The 22,457-nt window shown below is 73.7% G+C and carries 21 protein-coding genes and 4 tRNA genes; 10 read left to right on the forward strand and 15 right to left on the reverse strand.

Going from position 1 to position 22,457, the window contains the following annotated elements:
* Positions 1-19 precede the first annotated feature (19 nt).
* The 7 genes from FHX73_RS11735 to FHX73_RS11760 form a co-directional block, all read right to left on the reverse strand.
* Entirely contained in the window at positions 20-496 is a 477-nt protein-coding gene (locus FHX73_RS11735; protein WP_145908220.1) for a carboxymuconolactone decarboxylase family protein, read from the reverse strand.
* A 114-nt stretch (positions 497-610) separates the two neighbouring features.
* Positions 611-1,336: an MgtC/SapB family protein gene (locus FHX73_RS11740; protein ID WP_145904959.1), complete on the reverse strand. Its 726-nt coding sequence runs from the start codon at positions 1,334-1,336 to the stop codon at positions 611-613.
* 80 nt (positions 1,337-1,416) lie between these two features.
* Positions 1,417-3,990: a WD40/YVTN/BNR-like repeat-containing protein gene (locus FHX73_RS11745; protein ID WP_145904960.1), complete on the reverse strand. Its 2,574-nt coding sequence runs from the start codon at positions 3,988-3,990 to the stop codon at positions 1,417-1,419.
* Positions 3,991-4,179: 189 nt separating this feature from the next.
* On the reverse strand, positions 4,180-4,332 hold the full coding sequence (locus FHX73_RS44575) for a DUF6126 family protein (protein WP_170304891.1): 153 nt from the start codon (positions 4,330-4,332) through the stop codon (positions 4,180-4,182).
* Between the two features lie 63 nt (positions 4,333-4,395).
* A complete protein-coding gene (locus tag FHX73_RS11750; RefSeq protein ID WP_145904961.1) occupies positions 4,396-4,998 on the reverse strand; it encodes a helix-turn-helix domain-containing protein in 603 nt (200 codons plus the stop codon).
* 67 nt (positions 4,999-5,065) lie between these two features.
* The gene (locus tag FHX73_RS11755; RefSeq protein WP_145904962.1) at positions 5,066-7,468 is read right to left on the reverse strand and encodes a glycoside hydrolase family 65 protein; all 2,403 of its coding nucleotides are present in this window, start codon (positions 7,466-7,468) and stop codon (positions 5,066-5,068) included.
* Positions 7,465-8,214, reverse strand: a complete 750-nt coding sequence (locus FHX73_RS11760) for an HAD family hydrolase (protein WP_170304892.1) — start codon at positions 8,212-8,214, stop codon at positions 7,465-7,467. Before FHX73_RS11760 ends, FHX73_RS11755 begins: the two co-directional genes overlap by 4 nt.
* Before the next feature lie 342 nt (positions 8,215-8,556).
* Here FHX73_RS11760 and FHX73_RS11765 point away from each other — a divergent pair, with 342 nt between their 5' ends.
* Positions 8,557-9,627: an enoyl-CoA hydratase/isomerase family protein gene (locus tag FHX73_RS11765; RefSeq protein ID WP_145904963.1), complete on the forward strand. Its 1,071-nt coding sequence runs from the start codon at positions 8,557-8,559 to the stop codon at positions 9,625-9,627.
* Between the two features lie 95 nt (positions 9,628-9,722).
* Positions 9,723-10,040 carry a hypothetical protein gene (locus FHX73_RS11770; RefSeq protein WP_145904964.1) on the forward strand — a complete coding sequence of 106 codons (318 nt, stop codon included), beginning with the start codon at positions 9,723-9,725 and terminating at the stop codon, positions 10,038-10,040.
* On the opposite strand, the gene FHX73_RS11775 is transcribed toward FHX73_RS11770, so the two are convergent.
* Positions 10,009-10,752: a CTP synthase C-terminal region-related (seleno)protein gene (locus FHX73_RS11775; RefSeq protein ID WP_145904965.1), complete on the reverse strand. Its 744-nt coding sequence runs from the start codon at positions 10,750-10,752 to the stop codon at positions 10,009-10,011. The genes FHX73_RS11770 and FHX73_RS11775 overlap by 32 nt on opposite strands.
* Positions 10,753-10,828: 76 nt before the next feature.
* Here FHX73_RS11775 and FHX73_RS11780 point away from each other — a divergent pair, with 76 nt between their 5' ends.
* Together FHX73_RS11780 and FHX73_RS11785 are read left to right on the forward strand one after the other, a co-directional pair.
* On the forward strand, positions 10,829-11,707 hold the full coding sequence (locus tag FHX73_RS11780) for a LysR family transcriptional regulator (protein WP_145904966.1): 879 nt from the start codon (positions 10,829-10,831) through the stop codon (positions 11,705-11,707).
* Between the two features lie 84 nt (positions 11,708-11,791).
* Complete coding sequence (locus FHX73_RS11785) at positions 11,792-12,874, forward strand: tyrosine-protein phosphatase (RefSeq protein ID WP_246213472.1); 1,083 nt, start codon at positions 11,792-11,794, stop codon at positions 12,872-12,874.
* A 3-nt stretch (positions 12,875-12,877) separates the two neighbouring features.
* Here FHX73_RS11785 and FHX73_RS11790 read toward each other — a convergent pair whose 3' ends face one another.
* The 3 genes from FHX73_RS11790 to FHX73_RS11800 all read right to left on the reverse strand — a co-directional run bounded on the left by FHX73_RS11790 (position 12,878) and on the right by FHX73_RS11800 (position 15,244).
* Positions 12,878-14,593, reverse strand: coding sequence for a M48 family metallopeptidase (locus tag FHX73_RS11790; RefSeq protein WP_145904967.1), 1,716 nt, complete (start codon positions 14,591-14,593; stop codon positions 12,878-12,880).
* Positions 14,593-15,012: a hypothetical protein gene (locus FHX73_RS11795; protein WP_145904968.1), complete on the reverse strand. Its 420-nt coding sequence runs from the start codon at positions 15,010-15,012 to the stop codon at positions 14,593-14,595. Before FHX73_RS11795 ends, FHX73_RS11790 begins: the two co-directional genes overlap by 1 nt.
* A 159-nt stretch (positions 15,013-15,171) precedes the next feature.
* Positions 15,172-15,244 (reverse strand) — tRNA-Lys (locus tag FHX73_RS11800).
* A gap of 162 nt (positions 15,245-15,406) precedes the next feature.
* Here FHX73_RS11800 and FHX73_RS11805 point away from each other — a divergent pair.
* The gene (locus FHX73_RS11805; RefSeq protein ID WP_145904969.1) at positions 15,407-15,712 is read left to right on the forward strand and encodes a hypothetical protein; all 306 of its coding nucleotides are present in this window, start codon (positions 15,407-15,409) and stop codon (positions 15,710-15,712) included.
* 131 nt (positions 15,713-15,843) lie between these two features.
* A complete protein-coding gene (locus tag FHX73_RS11810; protein WP_145904970.1) occupies positions 15,844-16,719 on the forward strand; it encodes a DUF3592 domain-containing protein in 876 nt (291 codons plus the stop codon).
* A gap of 7 nt (positions 16,720-16,726) precedes the next feature.
* On the opposite strand, the gene FHX73_RS11815 is transcribed toward FHX73_RS11810, so the two are convergent.
* The 3 genes from FHX73_RS11815 to FHX73_RS11825 all read right to left on the reverse strand — a co-directional run bounded on the left by FHX73_RS11815 (position 16,727) and on the right by FHX73_RS11825 (position 20,854).
* Entirely contained in the window at positions 16,727-17,539 is an 813-nt protein-coding gene (locus FHX73_RS11815) for a TIGR02452 family protein (protein WP_246213473.1), read from the reverse strand.
* A 108-nt stretch (positions 17,540-17,647) separates the two neighbouring features.
* Positions 17,648-19,888 (reverse strand): DEAD/DEAH box helicase, encoded by a 2,241-nt coding sequence (locus FHX73_RS11820; protein ID WP_145904971.1) that lies wholly within the window; start codon positions 19,886-19,888, stop codon positions 17,648-17,650.
* Between the two features lie 189 nt (positions 19,889-20,077).
* Positions 20,078-20,854 carry a hypothetical protein gene (locus FHX73_RS11825; RefSeq protein ID WP_145904972.1) on the reverse strand — a complete coding sequence of 259 codons (777 nt, stop codon included), beginning with the start codon at positions 20,852-20,854 and terminating at the stop codon, positions 20,078-20,080.
* A 150-nt stretch (positions 20,855-21,004) separates the two neighbouring features.
* Between FHX73_RS11825 and FHX73_RS11830 the strand changes: the two genes are divergently transcribed.
* The 4 genes from FHX73_RS11830 (at position 21,005) to FHX73_RS11845 (ending at position 21,744) form a co-directional block, all read left to right on the forward strand.
* Positions 21,005-21,346 carry a metallopeptidase family protein gene (locus FHX73_RS11830; protein WP_211786175.1) on the forward strand — a complete coding sequence of 114 codons (342 nt, stop codon included), beginning with the start codon at positions 21,005-21,007 and terminating at the stop codon, positions 21,344-21,346.
* A gap of 106 nt (positions 21,347-21,452) precedes the next feature.
* Positions 21,453-21,525: transfer RNA gene (locus FHX73_RS11835), tRNA-Glu, on the forward strand.
* A gap of 52 nt (positions 21,526-21,577) precedes the next feature.
* Positions 21,578-21,651, forward strand: a tRNA-Asp gene (locus FHX73_RS11840).
* A gap of 19 nt (positions 21,652-21,670) precedes the next feature.
* A tRNA-Phe gene (locus FHX73_RS11845) sits at positions 21,671-21,744 on the forward strand.
* A gap of 112 nt (positions 21,745-21,856) precedes the next feature.
* Here the strand turns inward: FHX73_RS11845 and FHX73_RS11850 are convergent.
* Positions 21,857-22,423 carry a hypothetical protein gene (locus FHX73_RS11850; protein WP_145904974.1) on the reverse strand — a complete coding sequence of 189 codons (567 nt, stop codon included), beginning with the start codon at positions 22,421-22,423 and terminating at the stop codon, positions 21,857-21,859.
* Positions 22,424-22,457 lie beyond the last annotated feature (34 nt).

Consider the following 22,457-nt stretch of genomic DNA (forward strand, 5'->3'; position numbering starts at 1 on the left):
CCCTTCGTCCCGCGCGGTCTCAGTCCAGCTGTCCGGCCCGGTAGGTGCCGGCCGGCTGACGGGTGATCACGTTCAGCCGGTTGGCCAGGTTCATGAAGGCGATCAGCGTCACCAGGGTGGTGAGCTGCCCCTCGTCGTAGTGCTTGGCTGCGTCGGCCCAGGCCTCGTCGGTGACGCCGCCGGCCGGGTCGGCCAGCCGGGTGCCCTGCTCGGCCAGCTCCAGCGCGGCCCGCTCGGCCTCGGTGAAGACGCCGCCGGCCTCCCGCCAGGCCGCCACCAGGTGCAGCCGCAGGTCGGCCTCGCCGGCCGCCGCGGCCTCCTTGACGTGCATGTCGATGCAGGCCGCGCAGCCGTTGATCTGACTGATCCGCAGCGAGACCAGCTCGCGGGTGGCGAGCGGGACGGCGGACTCCTTGAAGGCCATCGCGCCGGCCATGAAGTGCTTCAGGGTCTTGTCGGTGCCGAGCCGGGCGAACAGGTCGAGCCGCTGCTCCATGGTGTGCTCCTCGGTGGTGTCCAGTGGCTTGCACACCCTTGGACGAGGCAGCCCCGCGCCCTGTGACATCCCCTCGGCCGAGGGGGCGTCACTCCGCCTCGTCACTCCTCCTCGTCACTCCTCCTCGTCGCCCGCGTCCTGGGGTTCCTCGACCAGGTGCCAGTGCAGGTCGCGGATGCCGGGTTCCAGCGAGAGCCGGGAGATCACCTGTTCCAGCGCGCGGGCCGGGTCGCCGGTGGTGGCGATGGTGGCGCGCAGCCGGGTGGTGTGGTCGTCCTCCCGGCGGGCCCGCAGGCCGGTCGGGGTCAGGTTGCTGGCGCCCAGCGCCTGCAGCAGCAGCACCCGCACCTGCGGCTCGGCCTTGCGGTCGCAGTGCAGGTGGATGGTGGCCCGCACGCCCTCGATGTCCGGGTCGTCCTGCGGCACCCGGTCGATCAGCCGCCCGGCCGGCCGCAGCACCAGGTGGACCAGCAGCACCGCGACGGTGCCGAGCAGCGCGAACTTCAGGTTGCCGGAGGCGGCCAGCACCCCGAGCGCGGCCGAGCACCAGAGGGTGGCCGCGGTGTTCAGCCCGCGCACGCTGGCCCCGTCGCGCAGGATCACGCCACCGCCGAGGAAGCCGATGCCGGAGACCACGTAGGAGGCGACCCGGGTGACCGAGCCGGGGTCCGAGACCGCCTCGCTGTACAGCACGAACAGGGTCGCGCCGGCCGCGACCAGCGCGTTGGTGCGCAGGCCCGCCATCCGGGCCCGCCACTGCCGTTCGATGCCGACCAGCGCGCCGCAGCCGACGCCGACGGCGAGCCGGGTGAGGAAGTCCAGGGTGCTCAGGTGTGCCACGGGCTCACGCTACCGCCGTGCGGCGGCACGGGAAGTGACGCCCGCGCCGCCGCCGGCCGTCCGCCAGGGGGACGGCTCGTTCACTGCTGGTTCTGGTCGCCCTGGTCGTTGCCGTCCAGTGCGCACAGGTCGACGGACCAGATGCCGCGCCCGTGGGTGGCCGCGTAGAGCCGCCCGTCGGCGCCGATCTGCAGCTCGTCCACCGCGACGGCCGGCAGGTGGCCGACCCGCTCCCAGCCGGTCTGGCCGGCCGGGCGGTAGACCACGCCGAGGTCGGTGGCCAGCGCCAGGCCGCCGCTCGGGGTGATGGCCAGTGAGTCGGCCGGCACGTCCGGCAGGTTGGCGGAGATGTCGCTCCAGTGCGCGCCCGCGTCGGTGGACTCGAAGACGTGGCCGACGCCCGCGCCCGGGCCGCCGGTCCAGGCCCGGGAGAACCCGTTCACCGCGAGGTAGACGTGGCTGGAGTTCTTCGGGTCGACCGCCAGGCCGGCCAGGTAGCGGTTGGGCACGGTGCCGTCCACCGGCAGGGTGAGCTGCTGCCAGCCGGTGCCGTCGGCGTTGCCGACCGCGAGGCCGCGGGTGAAGCCCTTGACGTCGCACGGGCCGCACCAGGCCGCGTAGACCTTGCCGCCGGAGGCCGCGACGGCGGTGGCGAGGTGGCCGTCACCGAGGTCGAAGGCGCTCTGCCAGGCGGTGGAACTGCGGATCGCGTAGCCCTGGGTCTGCACCCAGACGTGCCGGCCGCCGGCCACCCAGAGGTTGCTGTTCTGCTGGTCGGCGGCGAGCGGGGCGATGAAGCGGGCGCCGTCCGGGCCGGCCGCGTTGTCGGGCGGGGCGACCGAGAAGCTGGTGGCCTTGCTCGGGTCGGTCAGGTAGCTGCCGTCGTTGACGGCGCAGTTCTGGGTCACGTTGACGGCCAGGTAGACGTACTCCTGGGCGATGTTGCAGCCGTTGGCCGGGTCGGTGAGGGTGCCGCCGCCGTCGCCGCCGAAGTTGGAGCCCATCACCTTGTCGTGGCCGCCGCGCAGCATCGACTGGCCGTTGTCCTGCATGCCGCCGGTGACCGAGACGCCGCCGTAGGTCAGGTCCTTGCCGACCCCGACCGAGTAGTACTCCAGGGTGTCGATGGTGCCGTCGTTCAGCGACTTCCAGTCGGTGGCGTGGCCGAGCGGGTCGACCTGGCCGTTGACCGGGCGGGAGTAGAGGCCGCCGTCGTTGCCGGCCACCACGTAGGGCTTGCCGTTCAGGCTGCCCACCGCGAGCGCGTGCTGGTCCGGGTGGGTGGTCTGCGGGCAGCTGCCGCTCTGCTTGGTCGGGTCGATGCTCCAGCAGGGGAAGTTGAAGTTCCAGTACGGGCCCGGGGTGCTCCAGCTGGTGCCGCCGTCCTTGGTCTCGAAGACCTCCTCCAGGCCGGCCCAGACGTGGTTCGGGTCGGTCGGGTCCACCTGGAGCGACTGGTCGTACCAGGACTGCTGGCCGGGCAGCTGGCTGGCGGTGTTCAGCGCCGAGCCGGAGTTGCCGAGCTTGGTGGCGTCCGCGATCCGGGTCCACGGGCCCAGCGGGGAGCCCGACTTGGAGACGAAGATGCCGTCCAGCGCGCTGGCCGGGTTGCTGGTCTGCAGCGCCGGGGACTGGTCGATGGCGTAGTAGCGGGAACCGTCGGCCGAGCGGGCGAAGGTCACCTCGCCGACGTTCGCCGCGTCGGTCGGCAGGTCACCGAGCGAGCTCGCCCGCTGCCAACTGCCGTCCGCGGCCTTGCTGTAGAAGCCGTTGGTCGGGTCGCCGCTGCGCCAGCCGATCGCCAGCACCACCTTGGACGGGTCGTTGGCGTCGATCGCGATGTCGTTGGCGAGGTTCTTGTACGGCGCGCTCGGGTCGTTCGCCAGCTTGCCGCCGGGCAGGTAGTCCGGGTTCGGCGCGAACTCCAGGGTCCACGGGCCGCTCAGGTCGGTGGTGGAGTGGCTCCACACGCCGTGGCTGGTGGCGGCCCACACCTTGTTCCCGCCGAACCGCAGCTCGTGGATGGTGGTGCTGTCCAGCTCGGAGCCGCCGACCCGGGAGCGGGTGGAGAACTTGCCGCTGGCCGGGTGGTCCAGCACGTAGACCCCGGAGCCCAGGTAGGCGTCGGAGTTGGTGCTGGCCTCGCCGGTGCCGAGCCAGAGCCGGCCCTGCGCGTCCAGGGCCAGCGCGCCGGTGGCCTGGCTGGGCAGCTGGTCGCTGATCGGCTGCCAGTGGCCGCCGCCGGTGGAAGAACGCCAGACGCCGCCGCCCGCGCTGCCGGCGTAGACGTGGCCCTGGTCGTCGGCGGCGACGGCCGACATCCGGCCGGTCACGTCGCCCATGCCCGCCGAGGAGTTGGAGGAGGTGTCGCGGTAGCGCGGGTCGTCCGAGTTGTAGACCAGCCCGGTGGTGTGCCGCCAGTCCCCGCCGCTGGCGGGCAGTGCCTTCATCGCGTCCCAGGCGGCGGTGAAGGCGCCGGGGGCGACCACGCCGGGGGCGGTGCGGGCCTCGGCGCGCTGGTCGGCGCCCTCCTGGATGGAGTCCGACTCGTCGTCACCCCCGTCGCCCTTGTCCAGTGGTCGCACCGTGCTGCCCGTGCCGCCCGCGTGCGGGAGCGGGGCCGCGCCGGCGGGTGAGCCGACGGTCAGGGTCATGGTGGCGGTGATGGCGCAGATCGTGAGCCAGCGCCCGGTTGTGAGTCGTGCCGACAAAGGAGTCTCCCAGTCGAATGTGGCCGGTGATGCCGGGCGGCACTCGATCACATCCGGAAGATCCCTGACACAGTTTCAGCGCGCCTGTGATCCGATCGTTGCTGTGAACGCGCCAGATGGCGCATCAACCGCTCAGCGGTGCGCACCGAGCCAGAACAGCAGGAAGAGGAAGGCGCCGAACAGGTGGGCGGCGGCCATGTAGACGAACAGCCGGAAGGCGACCCGGCGGTCGGTCCGCTTGCCGCCGTCGGTGGTGGGGGCGTACTGGACGCGCTGAACGGCCATCACGGGCTCCTTCAGTCGAACGGGGGTCGAACGAGGGGGTGTTGAGCACCGGGCCCGCAGCGCTCAGGGCGCGGTGCGGGAGACGGCGGGCGCCGGCAGGCACAGGTCACTGGCCGGGCTCTGCAGCAGGGTGTGGACGAAGAGCATCTCCACCCCGTCGGCCGACTCCGCGGCGAACTGGTGCGGGGTCAGCGAGTCGAACTGGGCGCTGTCACCGGCTTCGAGGAAGTGGTGCTCCTGACCGAGGGTCAGCCGCAGCCGCCCCTTGGTCACGTGCAGCCACTCCTCGCCGGCGTGCACCCGGACCACCGCGTCCTGCAGGCCGGGCGGGATCTGCACCCGCAGCGCCTGCATCGCCATGCCGGGCGCGCCGGCCCGGCGGTAGCCCCAGCCGCCGGTGCGGCTGGGCTCGATCTCCCCGCCGCGGATCACCGGGTCGGGGGCGCCGGGCTGCTCGCCGAGCAGCCCGGCCACCGTCGCGCCGTAGAGCCGGGCCAGCGAGAGCAGCACCGGCAGCGAGGGCTGCCGGCGGCCGGTCTCCAGCCGCGACAGATAGGCTGGCGAGAGGCCGGCCCGGGCGGCGGCCGCCTCCAGGGTCAGCCGGCTGCTCTGCCGGTGCTCCCGCAGCCGGGGGCCGAGCCCCGGCAGCTCCTCTTCGGTGGTCATGCCACCAGTGCACACCCCTCGTGCCCGACAGGCAACAAATGTGCCTCAGAGGCAAAAAGCCGCGTGCTCACTCGGCCGCCAGGTGCTCCCCCATCGCCGACCCGCCGATCGCGGCCGCCTGGGCGGCCCGGCGGGCGGGCTCGCGGCCGACCGGCTGGACCGGCCGCTCGCCGGCCGGCGGGGTGACGGTGGCCCGGCTCACCGGACTGCCGACCTCCACCCAGAGCTGCTCCAGCTCGTGCTCGACCAGGATCTTGTCGCCCTCGCGCAGCGTGTAGGTGGTCTCCTCGTGGGTGATCTCCACCCGCAGCAGGTGCTGACGGATCTTCATCGAGAAGGCCAGCCGGGTGAGTCCGGCGGGCAGCCGGGGCCGGAAGCCGATCGCCTCGCCGTGGTCGCGCATGCCGCCGAAGCCGGCCACCAGGGCGATGCAGGCACCGGCCAGCGAGGCCATGTGCAGGCCGTCCTTGGTGTTGCCGCCCAGGTCGTGCAGGTCCATCAGGGCGGCCTCGGCGGTGTAGTCGTAGGCCAGGTCGAGCTGGCCCACCTCCGCCGCCATCACCGCCTGGGTGCAGGCGGACAGCGAGGAGTCACGCACCGTCAGGCGCTCGTAGTAGGCGAAGTTGCGGGCCTTCTGCTCCGGGGTGAAGGCGTCGCCGCGGACCTGCATCGCCAGCACCAGGTCGGCCTGCTTGACCACCTGCTTGCGGTACAGGTCGAAGTACGGGTAGTGCAGCAGCAGCGGGTACTTCTCGGACGGGGTGCCCTCGAAGTCCCAGACCTGGTGGTTGGTGAAGCCGTCGGCCTGCGGGTGCACGCCGAGCTTCTCGTCGTACGGGATGTACATCGCGGCGGCGGCGTCCCGCCAGGCGGCGGTCTCCTCGGTGTCCACCCCGAGCGCGTCGGCCTCCAGCTGGTGGCGGCCCACCGCGTCGGCCGCGGCGCGCAGGTTGGTCTGCGCCATCAGGTTGGTGAAGACGTTGTTGTCGGCCACCGCGCTGTACTCGTCCGGCCCGGTGACGCCCTCGATCCGGAACTGGCCGGCCGAGTCGTGGTGGCCCAGCGAGCGCCACATCCGGGCGGTCTCGACCAGCAGCTCCAGGCCGTAGCGCCGCTCGAACTCCACGTCCCCGGTGGCCCGGACGTAGCGCGACACCGCCACTGCGATGTCCGCCCCGATGTGGAAGGCCGCGGTGCCGGCCGGCCAGTAGCCCGAGCACTCCTCGCCCCTGATGGTGCGCCAGGGGAAGACCGCGCCGTCCAGCCCGAGCTGGGCGGCCCGCTCCCGGGCCAGCGGCAGCGTGGAGTAGCGCCAGCGCAGCGCCTGGGCGACCGCGCCGGGCAGGCAGTAGGTGAGCACCGGCAGCACGAAGGTCTCGGTGTCCCAGAAGCTGTGCCCGTCGTAGCCCGGGCCGGTCAGGCCCTTGGCCGGGATGGCCCGCTCCTCGCTGCGGGCGGAGGCCTGCACGACGTGGAAGAGCGCGAACCGGACCGCCTGCTGGAGCTCGACGTCGCCCTCGATCTCGATGTCGCTGGTCGCCCAGAACTCCTCCAGGTACGCCTTCTGCTCGGTCAGCAGCCCGTCCCAGCCGGAGTAGCGGGCGGCGGTGATCGCCGCCTCCACCTGGTCCCGGACGGCCGGCAGCGAGCGGGTGGCGGACCAGCCGTAGCCGATGATCTTGGTCAGCCGCAGCCGCTCGCCGGGCTGCAGCACCGTGGTGACGCTGATCCGGGCCTGGTCGTGCCGGGCCTCGCTGGTCACGCTGACCCCGTCCGGGCCCTCGATCACGTGGTCCATGCCGGCCGCGAGCCGCAGGTTGCTGTAGCGGGTGTGGTGCACCAGCGTCGCCTTGGTGCCGTGCGCGTGGTGCGCCTCGGCGACCAACGGGGCCTCCAGCACGGCGGCCGCCCGCGGGTCGCCCTCCGAGCTCTCCGGCAGCTGCTCGTTGGCCACCAGCTCGGACTGGACGACGATCCGGACCGGGCCGTCCACCGCCTCGACCTCGTAGTCCACCGCGGCGATCGCCCGCTGGGTGAGCGAGACCAGCCGGGCCGAGCGGACCTTCACGGTCCGACCGGCCGGCGAGGTCCACTCGGCCTCGCGGCGCAGCACGCCCTCGCGGAAGTCCAGCCAGCGGCGGTGGCCGCGCAGCTCGCCGTAGCGCAGGTCGAACGGCTCGTCGTCGACCAGCAGCCGGACCAGCTTGCCGTTGGTGACGTTGATGACGCTCTGCCCGGACTCCGGGTAGCCGTAGCCGCCCTCCGGGTAGGGCAGCGGGCGCAGCTCGAAGACGCCGTTCAGGTAGGTGCCGGGCAGGCCGTGCGGCTCGCCCTCGTCCAGGTTGGCGCGCAGGCCGATGTGGCCGTTGGAGAGCGCGAAGACGGATTCGCTGCGGGCCAGGCCCGGCAGGTCGAGCCGGTGCTCGGTGATGCCCCACGGATCGACCGCGAAGCCCTCCTGTGCGGTCATTTCGCCGCCCCCTCGATGAGTTCGTTCAGGTCGTCGACCACGAGGTCCGCGCCGTTCTCGCGCAGCGCCTCGGCCTGGCCGGTGCGGTTGACCCCGACCACGCAGCCGAAGCCGCCGGCCCGGCCGGAGGCGACCCCGGCCAGCGCGTCCTCGAAGACGGCCGCCGCGCCGGGCTCGACGCCGAGCTCGCGGGCGGCGGCCAGGTAGGTGTCGGGGGCCGGCTTGCCGGGCAGGCCCTCGCGGGTGGCCACCACGCCGTCGATCACGGTGTCGAAGTAGCCGTCGATGCCGGCGGCCTTGAGCACGTCCCGGCAGTTGGCGCTGGAGGAGACCACGGCGCGCGGCACGCCGGCCGCGGCCAGCCGGTCCAGGTAGTCGACCGAGCCCTGGTAGGGCTGCACGCCCTGCTCCCGGATCAGGCGGAGCACCAGCTCGTTCTTGGTGGTGCTCAGGCCGTTGATGCTGCGGGTGCCGGGGGCGTCGTCGGGGGCGCCCTCGGGCAGTTCGATGCCCCGGGAGGCGAGGAAGGTCCGGGTGCCGTCCAGCCGGGGGCGGCCGTCCACGTACCGGTCGTACTCGGTGGTCTGGTCGAAGGGCACGAATTCGGTGCCGGTGCGCTCGGCCTCGGACCGCAGGAAGTCGTCGAACATCGCCTTCCAGGCGGCCGCGTGGACCTTGGCGGTCTGCGTCAGCACACCGTCCAGGTCGAAGAGACAGGCGCGGATGTGGTCGGGTAGCCCCAGCATGGTTGAAGTCTGTCCCAGGAATCGTTTCGGCGTGGCCATTCCGGACGGCGCGTCGTAGAGCGTCGGGTCCCGGCTCCGCTTCGCCCGAACGGGTGAGGCTCATATGACGGAGCGTCAGTTGTGTGACGAGTTTATCCGGATGTGACACATGGTCAACTCTGTTCCAGGCAAAGCCTAGTTGTGCGAAAGGAGCGTTGGCAGGGAGTGTGTTGCCCAGGGGCGCACGCCGGAGTGCGACGGGGGCGCTCCGGTAGCGCTGACCCCGTTCCGCGGGGGCTGCGACGGCCCCGCGTACGGTGGGCCAGGCACGGCCCGCACCCCCGGTAGAAGGAGTACCCCGCGATGACCTCCCAGCAACCCGCCCCCGCCGACCACGTCCGGGCCGAGCGGGACGGCCGGGTGGGCCGGCTGCGGCTCGACCGGCCCCGGGCGATCAACGCGCTCGACCACCCGATGGTGCTCGCCCTGCACGCCGCGCTGGACGCCTGGGCCGAGGACCCGGCGGTGGCCGCGGTGGTGCTCACCGGCGCCGGCGAGCGGGGCCTGTGCGCCGGCGGCGACATCCGGTTCTTCCACGACAGCGCCAAGCAGGACGGCACGGCGGCCCGGGCCTTCTTCCGCGACGAGTACCTGCTGAACCACCGGATCGCCGGTTACCCCAAGCCCTACGTCGCCGTGATGGACGGCCTGGTGCTGGGCGGCGGGGTCGGCGTCTCGGCGCACGGCTCGGTCCGGGTGGTCACCGAGCGGGCCCAGGTGGGCATGCCGGAGACGGCGATCGGCTTCGTGCCGGACGTGGGCGGCAGTTGGCTGCTGGCCCGGGCCCCCGGCGAGCTGGGCACCCACCTGGCGCTGACCGCCGGCCGGATGACGGCCGCCGACGCGATCCACTGCGGCTTCGCCGACCACCTGCTGCCCACCGACCGGGTGGCGGCCTTCACCGCCGCCCTGGCCGAGCTGGAACCCCTCGACGCGGTGCGGGAGTTCACCGTGCCCGCCGGCCCCTCCGAGCTGGCCGCCGAGCGGGACTGGATCGACCACTGCTACGCGGCCGACAGCGTGGAGGAGATCCTCGACCGGCTGACCGCGGCCGACCTGCCGGCCGCCAAGGAGGCCGCCGAGCAGATCCGGGCCAAGTCGCCCACCGCGCTGAAGACCACCCTGGCGGCGCTGCGCCGGGCCCGCCGACTGCCCTCGCTGGCCGCCGCGCTGGAGCAGGAGTTCCGGATCGCCTGGGCCGGGCTGGCGGATCCGGACTTCATCGAGGGCATCCGGGCGCAGGTGGTGGACAAGGACCGCAACCCGCGCTGGTCCCCCGCCGAGCTGGCCGGGGTCGGGGAGGCGGAGGTGGCGCGGCACTTCGCCCCGGTGCCGGCCGGGCAGGAGCTGGGGCTCGCGGTGCTGCCCGACTGAGCGACCGAGCGACTGAGCGACTGAGTACGGGTACTCAGGCCGAACCGGGTACCCGGGCGGTGCCGCTGACGGCCCGTCGGCGGCAGGCTCGGGGCATGACCTCGCGCTCCCGCTGGTGGGTCGCCCCCACCGTCAGCACCGTGATCACCATGCCGCCGCTCACGCTCGGCACCCTGATCACCATGTTCGTCGGCTTCGCCTACGACTCCTGCGCCCCCGACGGCTGCCCCGGCACCGACCTGCACGTGACCGTGGGGCTCTGGTGCCTGCTCGGCACGCTGCCGCTGCTGGCCGGTGCCTGGCTGGCGGCCGCCCGCTGGCGCAGCGCCTGGCACGCCGTGCTCTGCGCGCTCGCCCCCGCGCTGGCCACGCTCTCGGTGGTCAGCTACCTGACGCTCCCGCCGGGGCAGTGAGGCTCCCGGCCCGGGCGTGCGCCACCACGGCCTCGGCGAAGCCGCGGATCAGCGGGTGCACGTCGTCGGTGCGCTCCGCCAGCTCCGGCTGGAAGAGCGTGGCCAGGAAGAACGGGTGCTCCGCCAGCTCCAGCACGCGCAGCTCGCCGGCCTCGTCCCTGCCGCTGAACCGCATTCCGCGGGCGGCGAGTTCGGGCAGGTGGGCGGGCGCGGCGCCGTAGTTGCAGTGGTAGCGCTCGACGGTGCGGCGGGCCGCCAACAGCCGCCCGGCCAGCGTGTCGGGCTCCGCCAGCACCGCGCCCTCGTGGCCGACCAGCGAGCAGCTGAGCGGCACGATCACGGCCCGCTCGGTGTCCGGGTCGTTCTCCGCGTGCCCGGCGTCGGCCAGCCCGCAGACCGAGCGGGCGAACTCCAGGATCGCGTGCTGGAAGCCGGCGCAGGTGCCGAGGAACGGGATGTCCTGCTCGCGGGCGGTGCGCACGGCCGCCAGCGCGCCCTGCTCGCTGCGGTAGGGGCTGCCGGGCAGCAGCCAGACGCCGTCGAAGCCGGCGACCTCGGCGCCCTCCTCGGTGGGGATCCAGTAGGCGTCGATCGCCAGCCGGTGGCGCTCGGCGAGCTGGTCCAGCAGCCCGGGGATGTTGGTGTGGGAACGGACGTTGGCGGAGCGGTCGCCGACCAGGGCCAGCCGGGCCGCGACGGGGGTTTCGGTCATGCCGCCATGCTGCCGCTCGGGGCGAGGTCAGCGCCAACGATGATCTCTTGAGTCCACATCAGCGATGCTTATCCCCATGGATCCGCACCTGCTCCGCACCTTCACCGCCGTCGCCCGGACCGGCTCGTTCTCGGCGGCCGCCCAGGAGCTCGGCTACACCCAGTCCGCCGTCTCCCAGCAGATCGCCGCGCTGGAGGCCGACCTCGGCATGCCGCTGCTCACCCGCCGCCCGGTCGGCACCACCGAGGCGGGCACCCGGCTGCTGGAGCACGCCGAACCGCTGCTGCTGCGGCTGGCGGCGGTGCGCACCGAGCTGCGCCGGCTGGTCGCCGCGCCCAGCGCCCGGCTCGCGGTCGGCCTCACCCCGCTCGCCGACTCCGGGGCGCTGGCCGCCGCGCTGGCCCGGCTGCGGGTCGAGCAGCCGCTGCTGCGGGTCACCGTCGAGACCACGGACGCCGCCGCCGCGCTGGCCGCGCTCGCCACCGACGGGCTGGACCTGGCGCTGGTGGACGGGATCGCGGCGCCCACCGATCCGCTGCGGCTGCCCGAGGCCGACCAGCCGCCGACCGCCGCCCTGGCGGTGTCCGAGGAGCCGCTGGTGCTGGTGCTGCCGCCCGGCCACCCGCTGGCCCACCGCGCGGCGCTGCGGCTCGCCGACCTGGCCGACGCGCGCTGGCTGGACGCGCCGGAGGCGGCCGTCCCGCTGGCCGCCCTGCGGGCCGCCGCCCGCACCGACGGGTTCCACCCGCACCTGGCCTACCGGGGCACCGATCCGCACGCGCTCACCGCGCTGGTCGCGGCCGGCCACGGCCTCGCGGTGCTCCCCCGCCGGTGCGCCGCCCCCGCGCTGGCCGCCGTGCCGGTCGGCGAGCCGCGCCTGCTGCACCGCACCGAGCTGCGCCATCCGCGCCACCCGGCCGCCGCGGTCACCCGGCTGCTCGACCTGCTGGACTGACCACCTCCGCATCTTCAACAAACTGTTGCCATCCGGCCATCAAAGTGTCACGGCGTGCCACCTTGGCACACCTAGCCTCCCGGCATGCTGACTTCCCCCCGACTGCTCGCCGCCGCTGCCGCGCTGACCGGCACCCTCGTCCTCGGCACCGCCTCCCCCGCCCTCGCCCAGGGCCACCACCACGGCGGCATCCCGTTCACCGCGGCCACCGCCACCCAGCAAGCCGACGGCTCGTTCGCCCTGACCTGGACCGCCCCCGGCGTCCACCACGTCACCGTCTACGCCGGCCAGGACCGCGACCGGATCGCCCAGCGCAAGCCGGTCGCCCGCGCCGCCGGCTCCACCACGGTCACCGTCACCCTCCCCGCCGCCGACCGCTGGTACTTCGAGCTGGTCCCCGACCACGGCGACCCGCTGACCATCGCCGACCGCGACCTGCACCTTGCCTCCGCCCCCAACTTCCGTGACGCCGGCGGCTACCGCACCACCGACGGCCGCTGGGTCCGGATGGGCGAGGTCTACCGCTCCGGTGACCTCAGCAAGCTCTCCGCCGCCGACCTGGCCAAGCTCCAGCGCCTCGGCATCGCCCAGGTCTACGACCTGCGCACCCCCGCCGAGCAGCAGGCCGCTCCCGACAAGCTGCCGGCCGGCGCCACCGAGCACAGCGAGAACGTGCTCGGCGTCGCCGGCACCGGCGCGTTCGACGTCACCACCCCGGCCGCCGCCGTCCAGGCCATGGAGGACGCCGAGCGGACCATGGTCGCCGCCCCCTCCGCCAAGTCGGCCTACCAGGCCGTGCTCGACTCCCTGGCCGCGCGCGGCGACGGCGGCACCGTCCTCTACCACTGCACCGCCGGCAAGGACCGCACCGGCTGGGCCAGCGCCGTGCTGCTCACCGCCCTCGGCGTGCCGCGCGACACCGTGATGTCCGACTACCTGGCCAGCAACACCTACCGGGCGCAGGTCAACGCCGCCACCCTGGCCCAGCTCCCCGCGGCCTACCAGCCCGTCTACAAGCCCCTGCTGGAGGTCCGCCCCGAGTACCTCAACGCCGGCTTCGACGAGGTCGCCAAGGACTTCGGCGGCTTCGACGCCTACCTGCACGACGGCCTCGGCCTGACCCACCAGGACCTGCGCGAGCTGAAGGAACAGCTCCTGGCGGACTGACCGTCAGGTCGTCGAGTGCATGAGCAAGGTGACGACGGAGCAGCCGAACGCGAGCACCGTCACGGCGCTGGCGGCCCGGGCCTCCAAAGGCGCCTTCACCTTCCGCTCGATCGGCCGACGCTGAACGGAGGTGGTGAAGCCGGTCGGCTTCACCACCGTCCCCAGGTCCAGGCCCAACTCCCCCAAGCGCCGGCGGAGCCTCGGTTCCCCCTCCTTGCTGCGCAGCACCCCACTCACCAGCGCGCCGAGTTCCCCCTCCGCCAGCGCCGGGCAGTCCGCCACGACCACGGCCCCCCAGTCGACGCGCCAGGCCGCCAGGCCGTCCGCCACCAGTAGCCGCTGCACCAGCGCGGTGGTGCCCTCGGTCAGCCAGCGTTCGGCCGACCGCGGGGTCAACCTGCGCCCCACGGCCGCCTCGTGCTGCACCAGCTGCTGGCGGCGACTCCCCACCGTCCGGAGCACCAGCTCCGCCGGCACGGCTCTGCGGACCGGCCCGTGCGGGTCCAGTCGGCCGACCGCGCGCAGCAGCCGGTCCAGCTGCCCGACCGAGGCCTGCTCCCCGATCGAGGACAGCCACTGCGCCCAGGGCACGCTCCGCCGGTGGCCGACGGTGGGGAAGTCCACGTGCCGGACCCACGGCGTCCCGGCGAGCAGCGAGACCAGTTCCAGCGCGCCGTCGAGCCGCTCGGGCGCGGGTTCGACACCCTTCGGCGCGCCGGTCGGCCGGCCGGCGCACAGGCGCTCCGCCCGCTCGATGAGGCTCGGGTGCGGGTTCGGCCCGTCCCTGCGCTCGATGGGCAGCGGGCCTTCCCTGACGGCCAGCAGGCCCTTCCGGTACTGGGGCCGGTCCACGATGGCCGCGAAGGCCGCGAACGGATCGTCAGGAACCACTCCCACGGCCAGACTCGTCCGCAGGATCTTCGCGGTGAAGTCGTGCCACGCGCGGTTCGCGGCGTGGTAGGCGTGCAGAGCCCGCACCATCGCCTTGGTGCCGACCAGTTCCACCGCCGCCCGGTCGGCCGCGAACTCGTGTTCGCGGCGGGACGGCAGCACCATGTTCCGGTAGACCGCGGCGAAGATGAGCAGCGGAGCGAACGCGAGCCGCTGGTACGTGCGCAGGAACCGGTTGGTCGCCAGGTCGCTCTCGAACGCTTTCACGGTCGAGTCCAGGGCCTGCGTGACCCGGATCGTCAGGGCGCTGAAGCGGGTGTGCCGAGCCGCGTCGTGTCCGAGTTCGTGCGCCACCACCGCCCGCAGCTCGTCGGTGTCCAGCACGATCAGCAGCGGTGCGCCGACGTACAGGATCCGCTTGCCGCCCAGCAGTCCCATCAGGACGGTCCGTTCGACGGCAGCCGCGTTCGCCTCCATGGTCAGACGGATCTGGGCGGGCGCCCTGGCGTCCATCCGCTCGGCAGCCTCGTCGACCATCCGCCACAACGCCGGTGCCTGCGCCCGACCGACCGGCAGCGACCCCTCGCGCACCGGCGCCAGTGGCAGGGCGGAACGGATCATGCCGCCCAGGACCAGGACCCCGATGCTCAGGGCGGCCGGCGTGACCCAGAACAGCAGGTTGAACACCGCCAGCCCCTGGTCGAGGGCGGCTGCGAGGTTCTCCAGGCAGACGATGCCCAGCCACAGCAGTGCGGTGGCGAGCACACCGGTGGTGAGGTACCAGCCGGCCACCAGAATCAGGCCGGCCAGCGCCCGAACCGGCCCCATCAGGCTGCTTCCTCGTCTCCCCCGCCCCGCAGCAGCGCGGCCAGCGCCGCATCCGCGAACACCGCGGCCTTCTCCTCGTCCGCGCCCATCTCAACGATCGCCTCGATCATCCGGGCCCGAAGCTCGCGCAACTGGCCCAGCGTCAGCGGAGCCCGCCGCTCCGGGTGCCTGCGCAACTGCCTCCACCACGCCTTCAGCCCGCTCTCGATCACGATGTCCACCACCGCGTGCGCCAACATCCCGGCGAGCGCGGTGGCTTCGGGGGTGACGCTGTCGAACCCGAACCCGTTGACCCCCTCCCGGCTCGGCGCCTCCTCACCCCAGGTCGCCGCGTTCTCGTCGAACTCGGCAAGCTCGTCAGGCGCCAGCCATTCGGGCGGCAGCTGCTCCAGAATCGCGCGGGCGAGGTGCTTCGACATCGGAAAAACTCCGCTCCCCTAGGTCAACTGCCTTTCACACTAGGCCAATCAACCCACCCGGGGAGCTGATACGCCCCGAAATGCAACAGCACCCCGGCTGTTCGAACCAGCCGGGGTGCCGCACTGCGGGTCGCGAGGGGTGCAGCCCCTCGCCGTACGTGGGCCACCAGGGGCTCGAACCCTGAACCTACGGATTAAAAGTCCGCAGCTCTGCCGATTGAGCTAGTGGCCCGTGGCCGGTCGGGCACCGTGACGGTACGCGTCGGCCGGGTCGATCCTACCGGGTCGGCCGCACGGCTTGGCGAATGGTTAGCGGATCCGGCCGAGGAGTGGCGGGAGGCCGGAGTTAGGGTCGGGAGCGAGTCTTCCGAGCGCGAACCCGAAGGAGTGCACCATGACGAAGGTACCCACGGCCGCGATCGCCGCCGCCGGACTGATCGGCGGCTACGGCGTGGCCCGGTTCACCGGTCGCCGGCCGGCCGGCGGGGCGGTGCTGGCGGTGGCCGGCGCCGGGGCGGCCTACCAGTGGCGGCGGTCGGCCGGCACCGGGGCGGCGGCCGCGCTCACCGGTCTGTACCTCACGGCGTTCGGCGGCTCGCACCCGCTGGCCAAGCGGATCGGCGCCTGGCCGTCGGTGCTCGCCGTGACGGGTGTGGTCGCTGCCGCCTCGGTGCTGACGGAGCGACGGCTGGGGCGCTGACCCGCCGAGGCCGCGGGGTGACAGGAGCCCTGGAACGGGGCAGGATCTGAGACGGCTACCGAGGTGGCCGCACGGATGACGGGGAGTCACTGAGAGGGATACCAGGCGGCAACGGAGTCGGGGGGACGACGATGGGCCAAATAAGCGCTGGGGTACCGCTGTTCATCTGGTGGGCGGGTCTGGCGACGCTGCTGCTCGGAGTGCCGGCGGTGGCGCTGCGGCTGACCAGGTTCGCCCGGCTCGGGGTCGAGGTGCGCGGCACCGTCACCGAGGTCCGGGTGGACCGGCGGCGCGGGGTGGACGCGGTCGCGCTGGTGGTCCGGTTCACCGACCCGGCCAGTGAGCGCGAGGTGGTCGGCGGCCCGGCCTGCGGGCGGGTGCCGCTGGTCGGCTGGCCGGGCCAGTCGATCGTGGTGCGCTACCTGCCGGGTGCGCCCGAGCGGTTCCAGATCGGGCCGCAGACCGGTCCGGGCGACGCCGCGCTGACGGCGCTGCTGGTGATGACCCTGGGCTCGGTGGCGCTGGTGCTGACCAGGTGGACCGATCCGGACGCGATCGCGACCAGCATCGTGCTGGCCTGTTCCGGGCTGGCGCTCGGCACCGCCGGGGCGTTGAACCACCGGACCGACCGGCATGAGCGGCGCTCCCGCCTGCGGGACCGGGGCGTGGTGGTGCCGGGCGAGCTGGTCGGCACCTTCGTGGTGGACGGCGGGGCGGACGGCGCGCACCGCTACCACCCGGTCGTCACCTTCACCTCGGCCCACGGCGACCGGGTCACCGGGGTGGACCTGGGCACCCACAACCGGCACGGCTACCCGGCCGTGGACGGGCTGCGGGTCGCGGTCCGCCACCTGCCGCAGGACCCGTCGGTGTTCCGGGTGGACAGCCTGTCGCGGCCGCCGTCGGGCGTCCGGGTCGGCCCCGCCGAGGCGGCGGTCGGGCTGGTCGCGGCGATGGTCTGCTGCGGGGTGGCGATCACCCTGGTGGAGACCCTGCCGAACCGCTGACGCAGGGTCAGCCCGCCACGGGGAAGCGTGCGTCGAAGGCCGCGCGGTTCGGCCCGCCGGCCCGGTCCAGCACCGCGAAGACCACCCGCTCGAAGGCCGGCCCGTACCGCTCCAGCGCGCTGCCGAAGGCGTCCGCCACCTGCGCCGGGTCGTTGCGGAACACCCCGCAGCCCCAGGCGCCGAGCACCAGCCGGCGCACCCCGTGCCGAGCCGCGACGGCCAGCACCCGGTGCGCCCGCTCGGTCAACAGCTCGGCCAGCTCCGCCGGTGAGCCCTGCGAACGCAGCGCCAGCTGGCCCGCATTGGGGGCCGGCGCGGTGACGAAGGAGACCCGGTGCGGGGCGGCGAGCAGTTCGCCGCGCCCGTCGCGGATCACCGGCACGCCGGGCGAGAAGACCACCCGGTGGCTGTACCGCAGGTCGCTGGAGGCCCGGTGCGCGGCGTAGTGCTCGGGCACCCGCAGCAGGCAGCTGTAGAGCAGCGCGCCCCGGCAGAGGTCCTCCTCCTGGGCCCGGGCGCCGCGCAGGTAGCCGCCGCCCGGGTTGCGCGCGGAGGCGAAGTTGAGCACCCCGACCGGTTCGCCGCCCTCCCCGACCAACCGGGCGGCGGCCTGCAGGCTGCCCTCGCCGGTGACCTCCAGCCGGGGCGCGGGGCCCTGGTACCGCGTCCCGTCGCTCCAGTCCGGTCCGTAGCCGACGGTGCCGCGCTGGGCCTGCGCCAGCCACTCGCCGATCTCCACCCCGGTGCCGTCCGCCGCCAGGTAGTGTCCGCGCCCGGCGATCTCCTCGTTCCGGTCCGCCACCGCGCTCAGTCTGCTCACCCGGCCGACGCTACGTGCGCCCCGCGCCGGCCCGCCAACGATTAAGGGCCCGCCCCACCGAAGTGGAGCGGGCCCTCAGTCAAGACGGTCTGTCAGACCGGCAGTGCGTCAGTTCTTCCAACGCGGCTTGCGGTCGCCGCCGTTGTCACGGTCGAAGCGGTCGCCGCCGAAGGAACGGCCACCACGGTCGCCGTACGAGCCGCCCTGCGGACGGCCGCCGGAGCGGTGGTCGTCGCGGCGGGCGAACGGACGGCTGCTGCTGCCGGTGCCGCCGCCGGTGCCACGGTTGTCGCGGTCGCCGTAGGCCGGACGGGCCGGACGGTCACCGAAGGAACGGCCACCACGGTCGTCACGGTCCCGGAAGCCACCACCGCGGTTGTCACGGTCACCGAACGAACGCGCCGGACGGTCACCGAAGGAACGGCCACCACGGTCGTCACGGTCCCGGAAGCCACCACCGCGGTTGTCACGGTCACCGAACGAACGCGCCGGACGGTCACCGAAGGAACGGCCGCCGCGGTCGTCGCGGTCACGGAAGCCACCGCCACGGTTGTCACGGTCACCGAACGAACGGCCGCCGCGGTCGTCGCGGTCACGGAAGCCGCCGCCGCGGTTGTCACGGTCACGGTCGCGGTCACGGAAGCCACCGCCGCGGTTGTCGCGGTCGCCGAACGAACGGCGCTCGCCACGGTCCTCGCGGTCACGGAACGACGGACGCTCCGAGCGCGCCTCGCGGTAGGCGGGGATCCGCTCCTCGCGCTGCTCGGGCAGCTCGGCCGCCACGGCCGCGGCCTCGGAGGTCGGCTCGGCCGACTCCTCGGTCCCGGTCGGCTCGTCCTCGATGCCCAGCTCGGCACGCTCACGAGTGGCCCGGGCGGCCAGTCGGTCGGCCTCCTCGCGCAGCTCGACGGCCCGGCGGGTGACGCGCTCCAGCTGGCGGGTCAGGTCGGCGACCTCGCGCTCGGCGGCACCGGCGATGCCGGAGGCGCTCTCGGCCTGCACCTCGACCAGCGAGCGGGCACCGGTGATCCGGGCCACCTCGGCGTCGAAGGCGCGGTCCAGGATGTGGCGCGAGGCGTCCACGCCCGCGTCCTCCATCAGGCGGAAGACGCCGCGGCGCTGGTGCGGCAGCACCAGGGTGACGACGGTGCCGGAGCGGCCGGCCCGCGCGGTGCGGCCGGAGCGGTGCAGGTAGTCCTTGTGGTCACCGGCCGGGTCCACGTTGAGCACCAGGTCGATGCCGTCCACGTGGATGCCGCGGGCCGCGACGTCGGTCGCGACGACCACGTTGACCAGGCCGTCCTTGAAGTCCCCGAGCACCCGGGTACGGGCGCCCTGGGTCATCCCGCCGTGCAGCGCGTCGGCCTTCACGCCGGCCTCGATCAGCTGCTCGGCGACCCGGTCGGCGCCCATCTGGGTGCGGACGAAGATGATCGTGCGGCCCTTGCGGGCGGCGATCGCGTTGGTGATCGGCGCCTTGTCCTTGGGCTTCACCACGAGGATGTGGTGGGTCATCGTGGTGACCGCACCGGCCGACGGGTCGACCTCGTGGGTGACCGGGTTGTTCAGGTAGCGCTTGACCAGGCTGTCGATCTCGTTCTCCAGGGTGGCGGAGAAGAGCAGTCGCTGGCCGCCGGCCGGCACCTGGTCGAGGATCTCGGTGACCTCGGGCAGGAAGCCCATGTCGGCCATCTGGTCGGCCTCGTCGAGGACGGCGACCTGGACGTCGGCGAGCTTGGCGCTGCCGCGGTTCATCAGGTCGCGCAGGCGGCCGGGGGTGGCCACCAGCACGTCCACGCCGCGCTCCAGCGCGTAGATCTGGTTGGACATCGAGGTGCCGCCGCAGACCACCTTGAGGCGCAGGCCGAGCACCGAGCCGAACGGCTCCAGCGCGTCGGCCACCTGCATGGCCAGCTCGCGGGTCGGGACCAGGATCAGGCCGCGCGGGTGCTTGGGCTTGGTGCGCTCGCCGTCGGCGAGGCGGGTCAGCAGCGGCAGGCCGAAGCTGAGCGTCTTGCCGGAGCCGGTGCGGCCGCGGCCGAGGACGTCCTTGCCGGCCAGCGCGTCCGGGATGGTGGCGGCCTGGATCGGGAACGGGGTGGTCACGCCACGCTTGGCGAGGGCGCGGACCACGTCGTCGTGCAGGCCCAGGTCGCCGAAGGTGATGGTGGGCTCGGCCTCGGCCTCGACGGCCTCGGGCTCGACGGTGTCGGTGTCGGCGTCGAGCTCGGCGACGGTGTCGAGGTCGAGCTCGGTGTCGAGGTCGGTGACCGTGTCGGCGGCGGTCGCCTCATCGGTGGGCTGGGCGTCAGCGGGCATGACGAAGCGGGCGTCGTCAACGAGAGACATAGAAAACCTTCCGGAAGTGGCACGCGCCAAAGTCCGGGGTTCTGAGTACAACCGCCTCTATGCGGTCAGCCACGGATCGCCGGAACGCGCCAAGGGCGCCGATGAGAGAACAGGGCGCCGAGGATCAAACGAACGATCTACCACCATAGAGGAGCCATCGGTACGCAGGCAAATGCCCTGGTCCGCTCCCTAATGTGCGGCGGAACCGGTACCGCCGGCCGCGGATCCGGAGCCGCTGGCCGAAGGGGCCGGTCCGGTCGTCGGGGTGGCCGAGGGGGCCGGGCGGCTGGCCGAGGCGGAGGGCCTGGGGGTCGGCGCGCCGGTGCCGCCGGCCGGACCGCTGGGCGCCGGGCTCGGGTCGCCGCTCGCGCCGCCCCCCGGGGCCGGCGTGCCGCCGCCGGAGCGGCCGGCCGGGGTCGACCCGCTGACCGCACCGCCGGGCTGGCCGGGCTGACCGGGCTGCTCAGGGATCGCGACCACGGCACCCGGCACGGCGGGCTGACCGCTCACCGCCGCGTTCGGGTCACCGACCTGGGCCACCTCGCCGCCCGCCGCGGCCGGCCCGGCCACGGCGGCGGGCGAGCCGGACTCGCCGCGACTCGCGCCGCCCTTGCCCCCGCGGCCCGCCGCGTGGGCGGCCGCCGGGCTGCCGGAGGCCCGCCCGCTCGGGCTGGGCAGCCCGGAGGCGTGGCCGACCGGCTGCTGGTCGGCGCCGGAGCCGACCGCCATGCAGCCGCTAGCGCTCAGCCCGGCCAGCGCCAGCACGGCGGTGCGCACCGCCATCGAGCGGAACACCGCGGCCCGCTCCCGGCCCGGCCCGGCCGGGGTGACCCGGCCGGTGCCGCGCACCGCCCGGGCCTGGCGCACCAGCGCCGCCACCGCCACCGGCCGCCGCCCGGCCGGCCGCACCGCCGCACCGGCCGGCACCGCACCGGGGCTCCTGGTCGCACGCTTCGTCGGAATCATCGCCGCCGCCTCTCCTGGCCGCCCCACCCTGACCGCCCCGACCGGCGGCCCTTTGGATGCCCAACGCCCGAACGGCCCAAGGGACACGGCCGAACAACGGCCCGTCATCTGGCACACCATCAGCCGGGCCTCGACAATGGGCGGGTGGAGATGAGCCGGGAAGACTTCGAGGGCCTGGTCAGCGACGCCCTCGACCAGATCCCGCCGCAGCTGGCGGCGATGATGGACAACGTCGCGGTCTTCGTCGAGGACGAACCCGACCCGGCCACCCCCGACCTGCTGGGCCTCTACGAGGGCACGCCGCTGACCGAGCGCGGCGAGTGGTACGCCGGCGTGCTGCCGGACCGGATCATCGTCTACCGCGGCCCGACCCTGCGGCTGTGCGGGACCCGGGAGCAGGCGGTCGCCGAGGTCCGCACCACGGTGATCCACGAAGTGGCCCACCACTTCGGCTTCGACGACGACGAGCTGGACGAGCTGGGCTGGTCCTGACCTGCGCCCCCGCACACCCCGCGCGGAATGCGTTTTGGCGATCCCGCCGGAATCCCATATGCTTCTCAACGTCCCCGACCGCTGGAGAACAGTTGGCGGGCCGAAAGCCCTCATCGTCTAGTGGCCCAGGACGCTGCCCTTTCAAGGCGGTAGCACGGGTTCGAATCCCGTTGGGGGCACGCAGTAAAAGGCAGTGAATGTAGTAAAGTCAGAGCCGCAAAGCTCTGTTGAGGTCCTGTGGAGCAGTTGGTTAGCTCGCCACCCTGTCAAGGTGGAGGTCGCGGGTTCAAGTCCCGTCAGGATCGCTCGTCCCGCGAGGGACGCGGCCAGGTAGCTCAGTTGGTACGAGCGTCCGCCTGAAAAGCGGAAGGTCGCCGGTTCGACCCCGGCCCTGGCCACCGGTGCTGAAAGCACGAAAGCCCCCGAAGCGCACAGCGCTCGGGGGCTTTTGCGTGCCACCTTCGAGAGCGCCGCGGCGGACCTGCCGCGCCGCGGAGGTCCGGGCACCGGCTAGCGCGGCTCCCGCCCGACCGGTGAGCCGGCCGGCGGCTTCTTCGGCCAGAGCAGGTAGCTGAGCGCGATCACCCCGTGCACCCCGGCCACCCGCAGGCAGACCCACTGCCAACTGCGCAGCGGGGCCGCCGCCGTACTGCCGCCGCCCACGTACCAGGCGGCGAGCTGCAGCAGGGCGCAGGCGACCGCGCTCGCCAGCAGGGTGCGCAGCCAGACCCAGCCCTCGTACCGGGCCCGGGCCCGGCCGTGGCGCGGCGGCTTCGGCGGACGGGGCGAGCCGGCCAGCCGGTGGGCGGCGTGCCCGTCCAACCAGCGCACGGTACTTCGGCCGTAGGCCACGGTGAAGCCGAGGTAGACGGCGGCCAGCCCGTGCTCCCAGCTGGGCCGGGCACCACCGTGCAGGTCCACCGCGGTGGCGGCCAACAGGACCAGCTCCAGCACGGGTTCGCCCAGCAGCAGCGCCAGGCCGGTGCGCCGCCACCCCAGCAGGTACCGGACGGCCAGCCCCGCGCAGAGCAGCACCCAGAACGCGACCTCGCACGTGATGACCAGGGCGACGACCATCGCAGCCTCCTTCCGCGCCCTTCCGCTCGCTCCG

Source organism: Kitasatospora viridis, assembly GCF_007829815.1.
Classification (GTDB): domain Bacteria; phylum Actinomycetota; class Actinomycetes; order Streptomycetales; family Streptomycetaceae; genus Kitasatospora; species Kitasatospora viridis.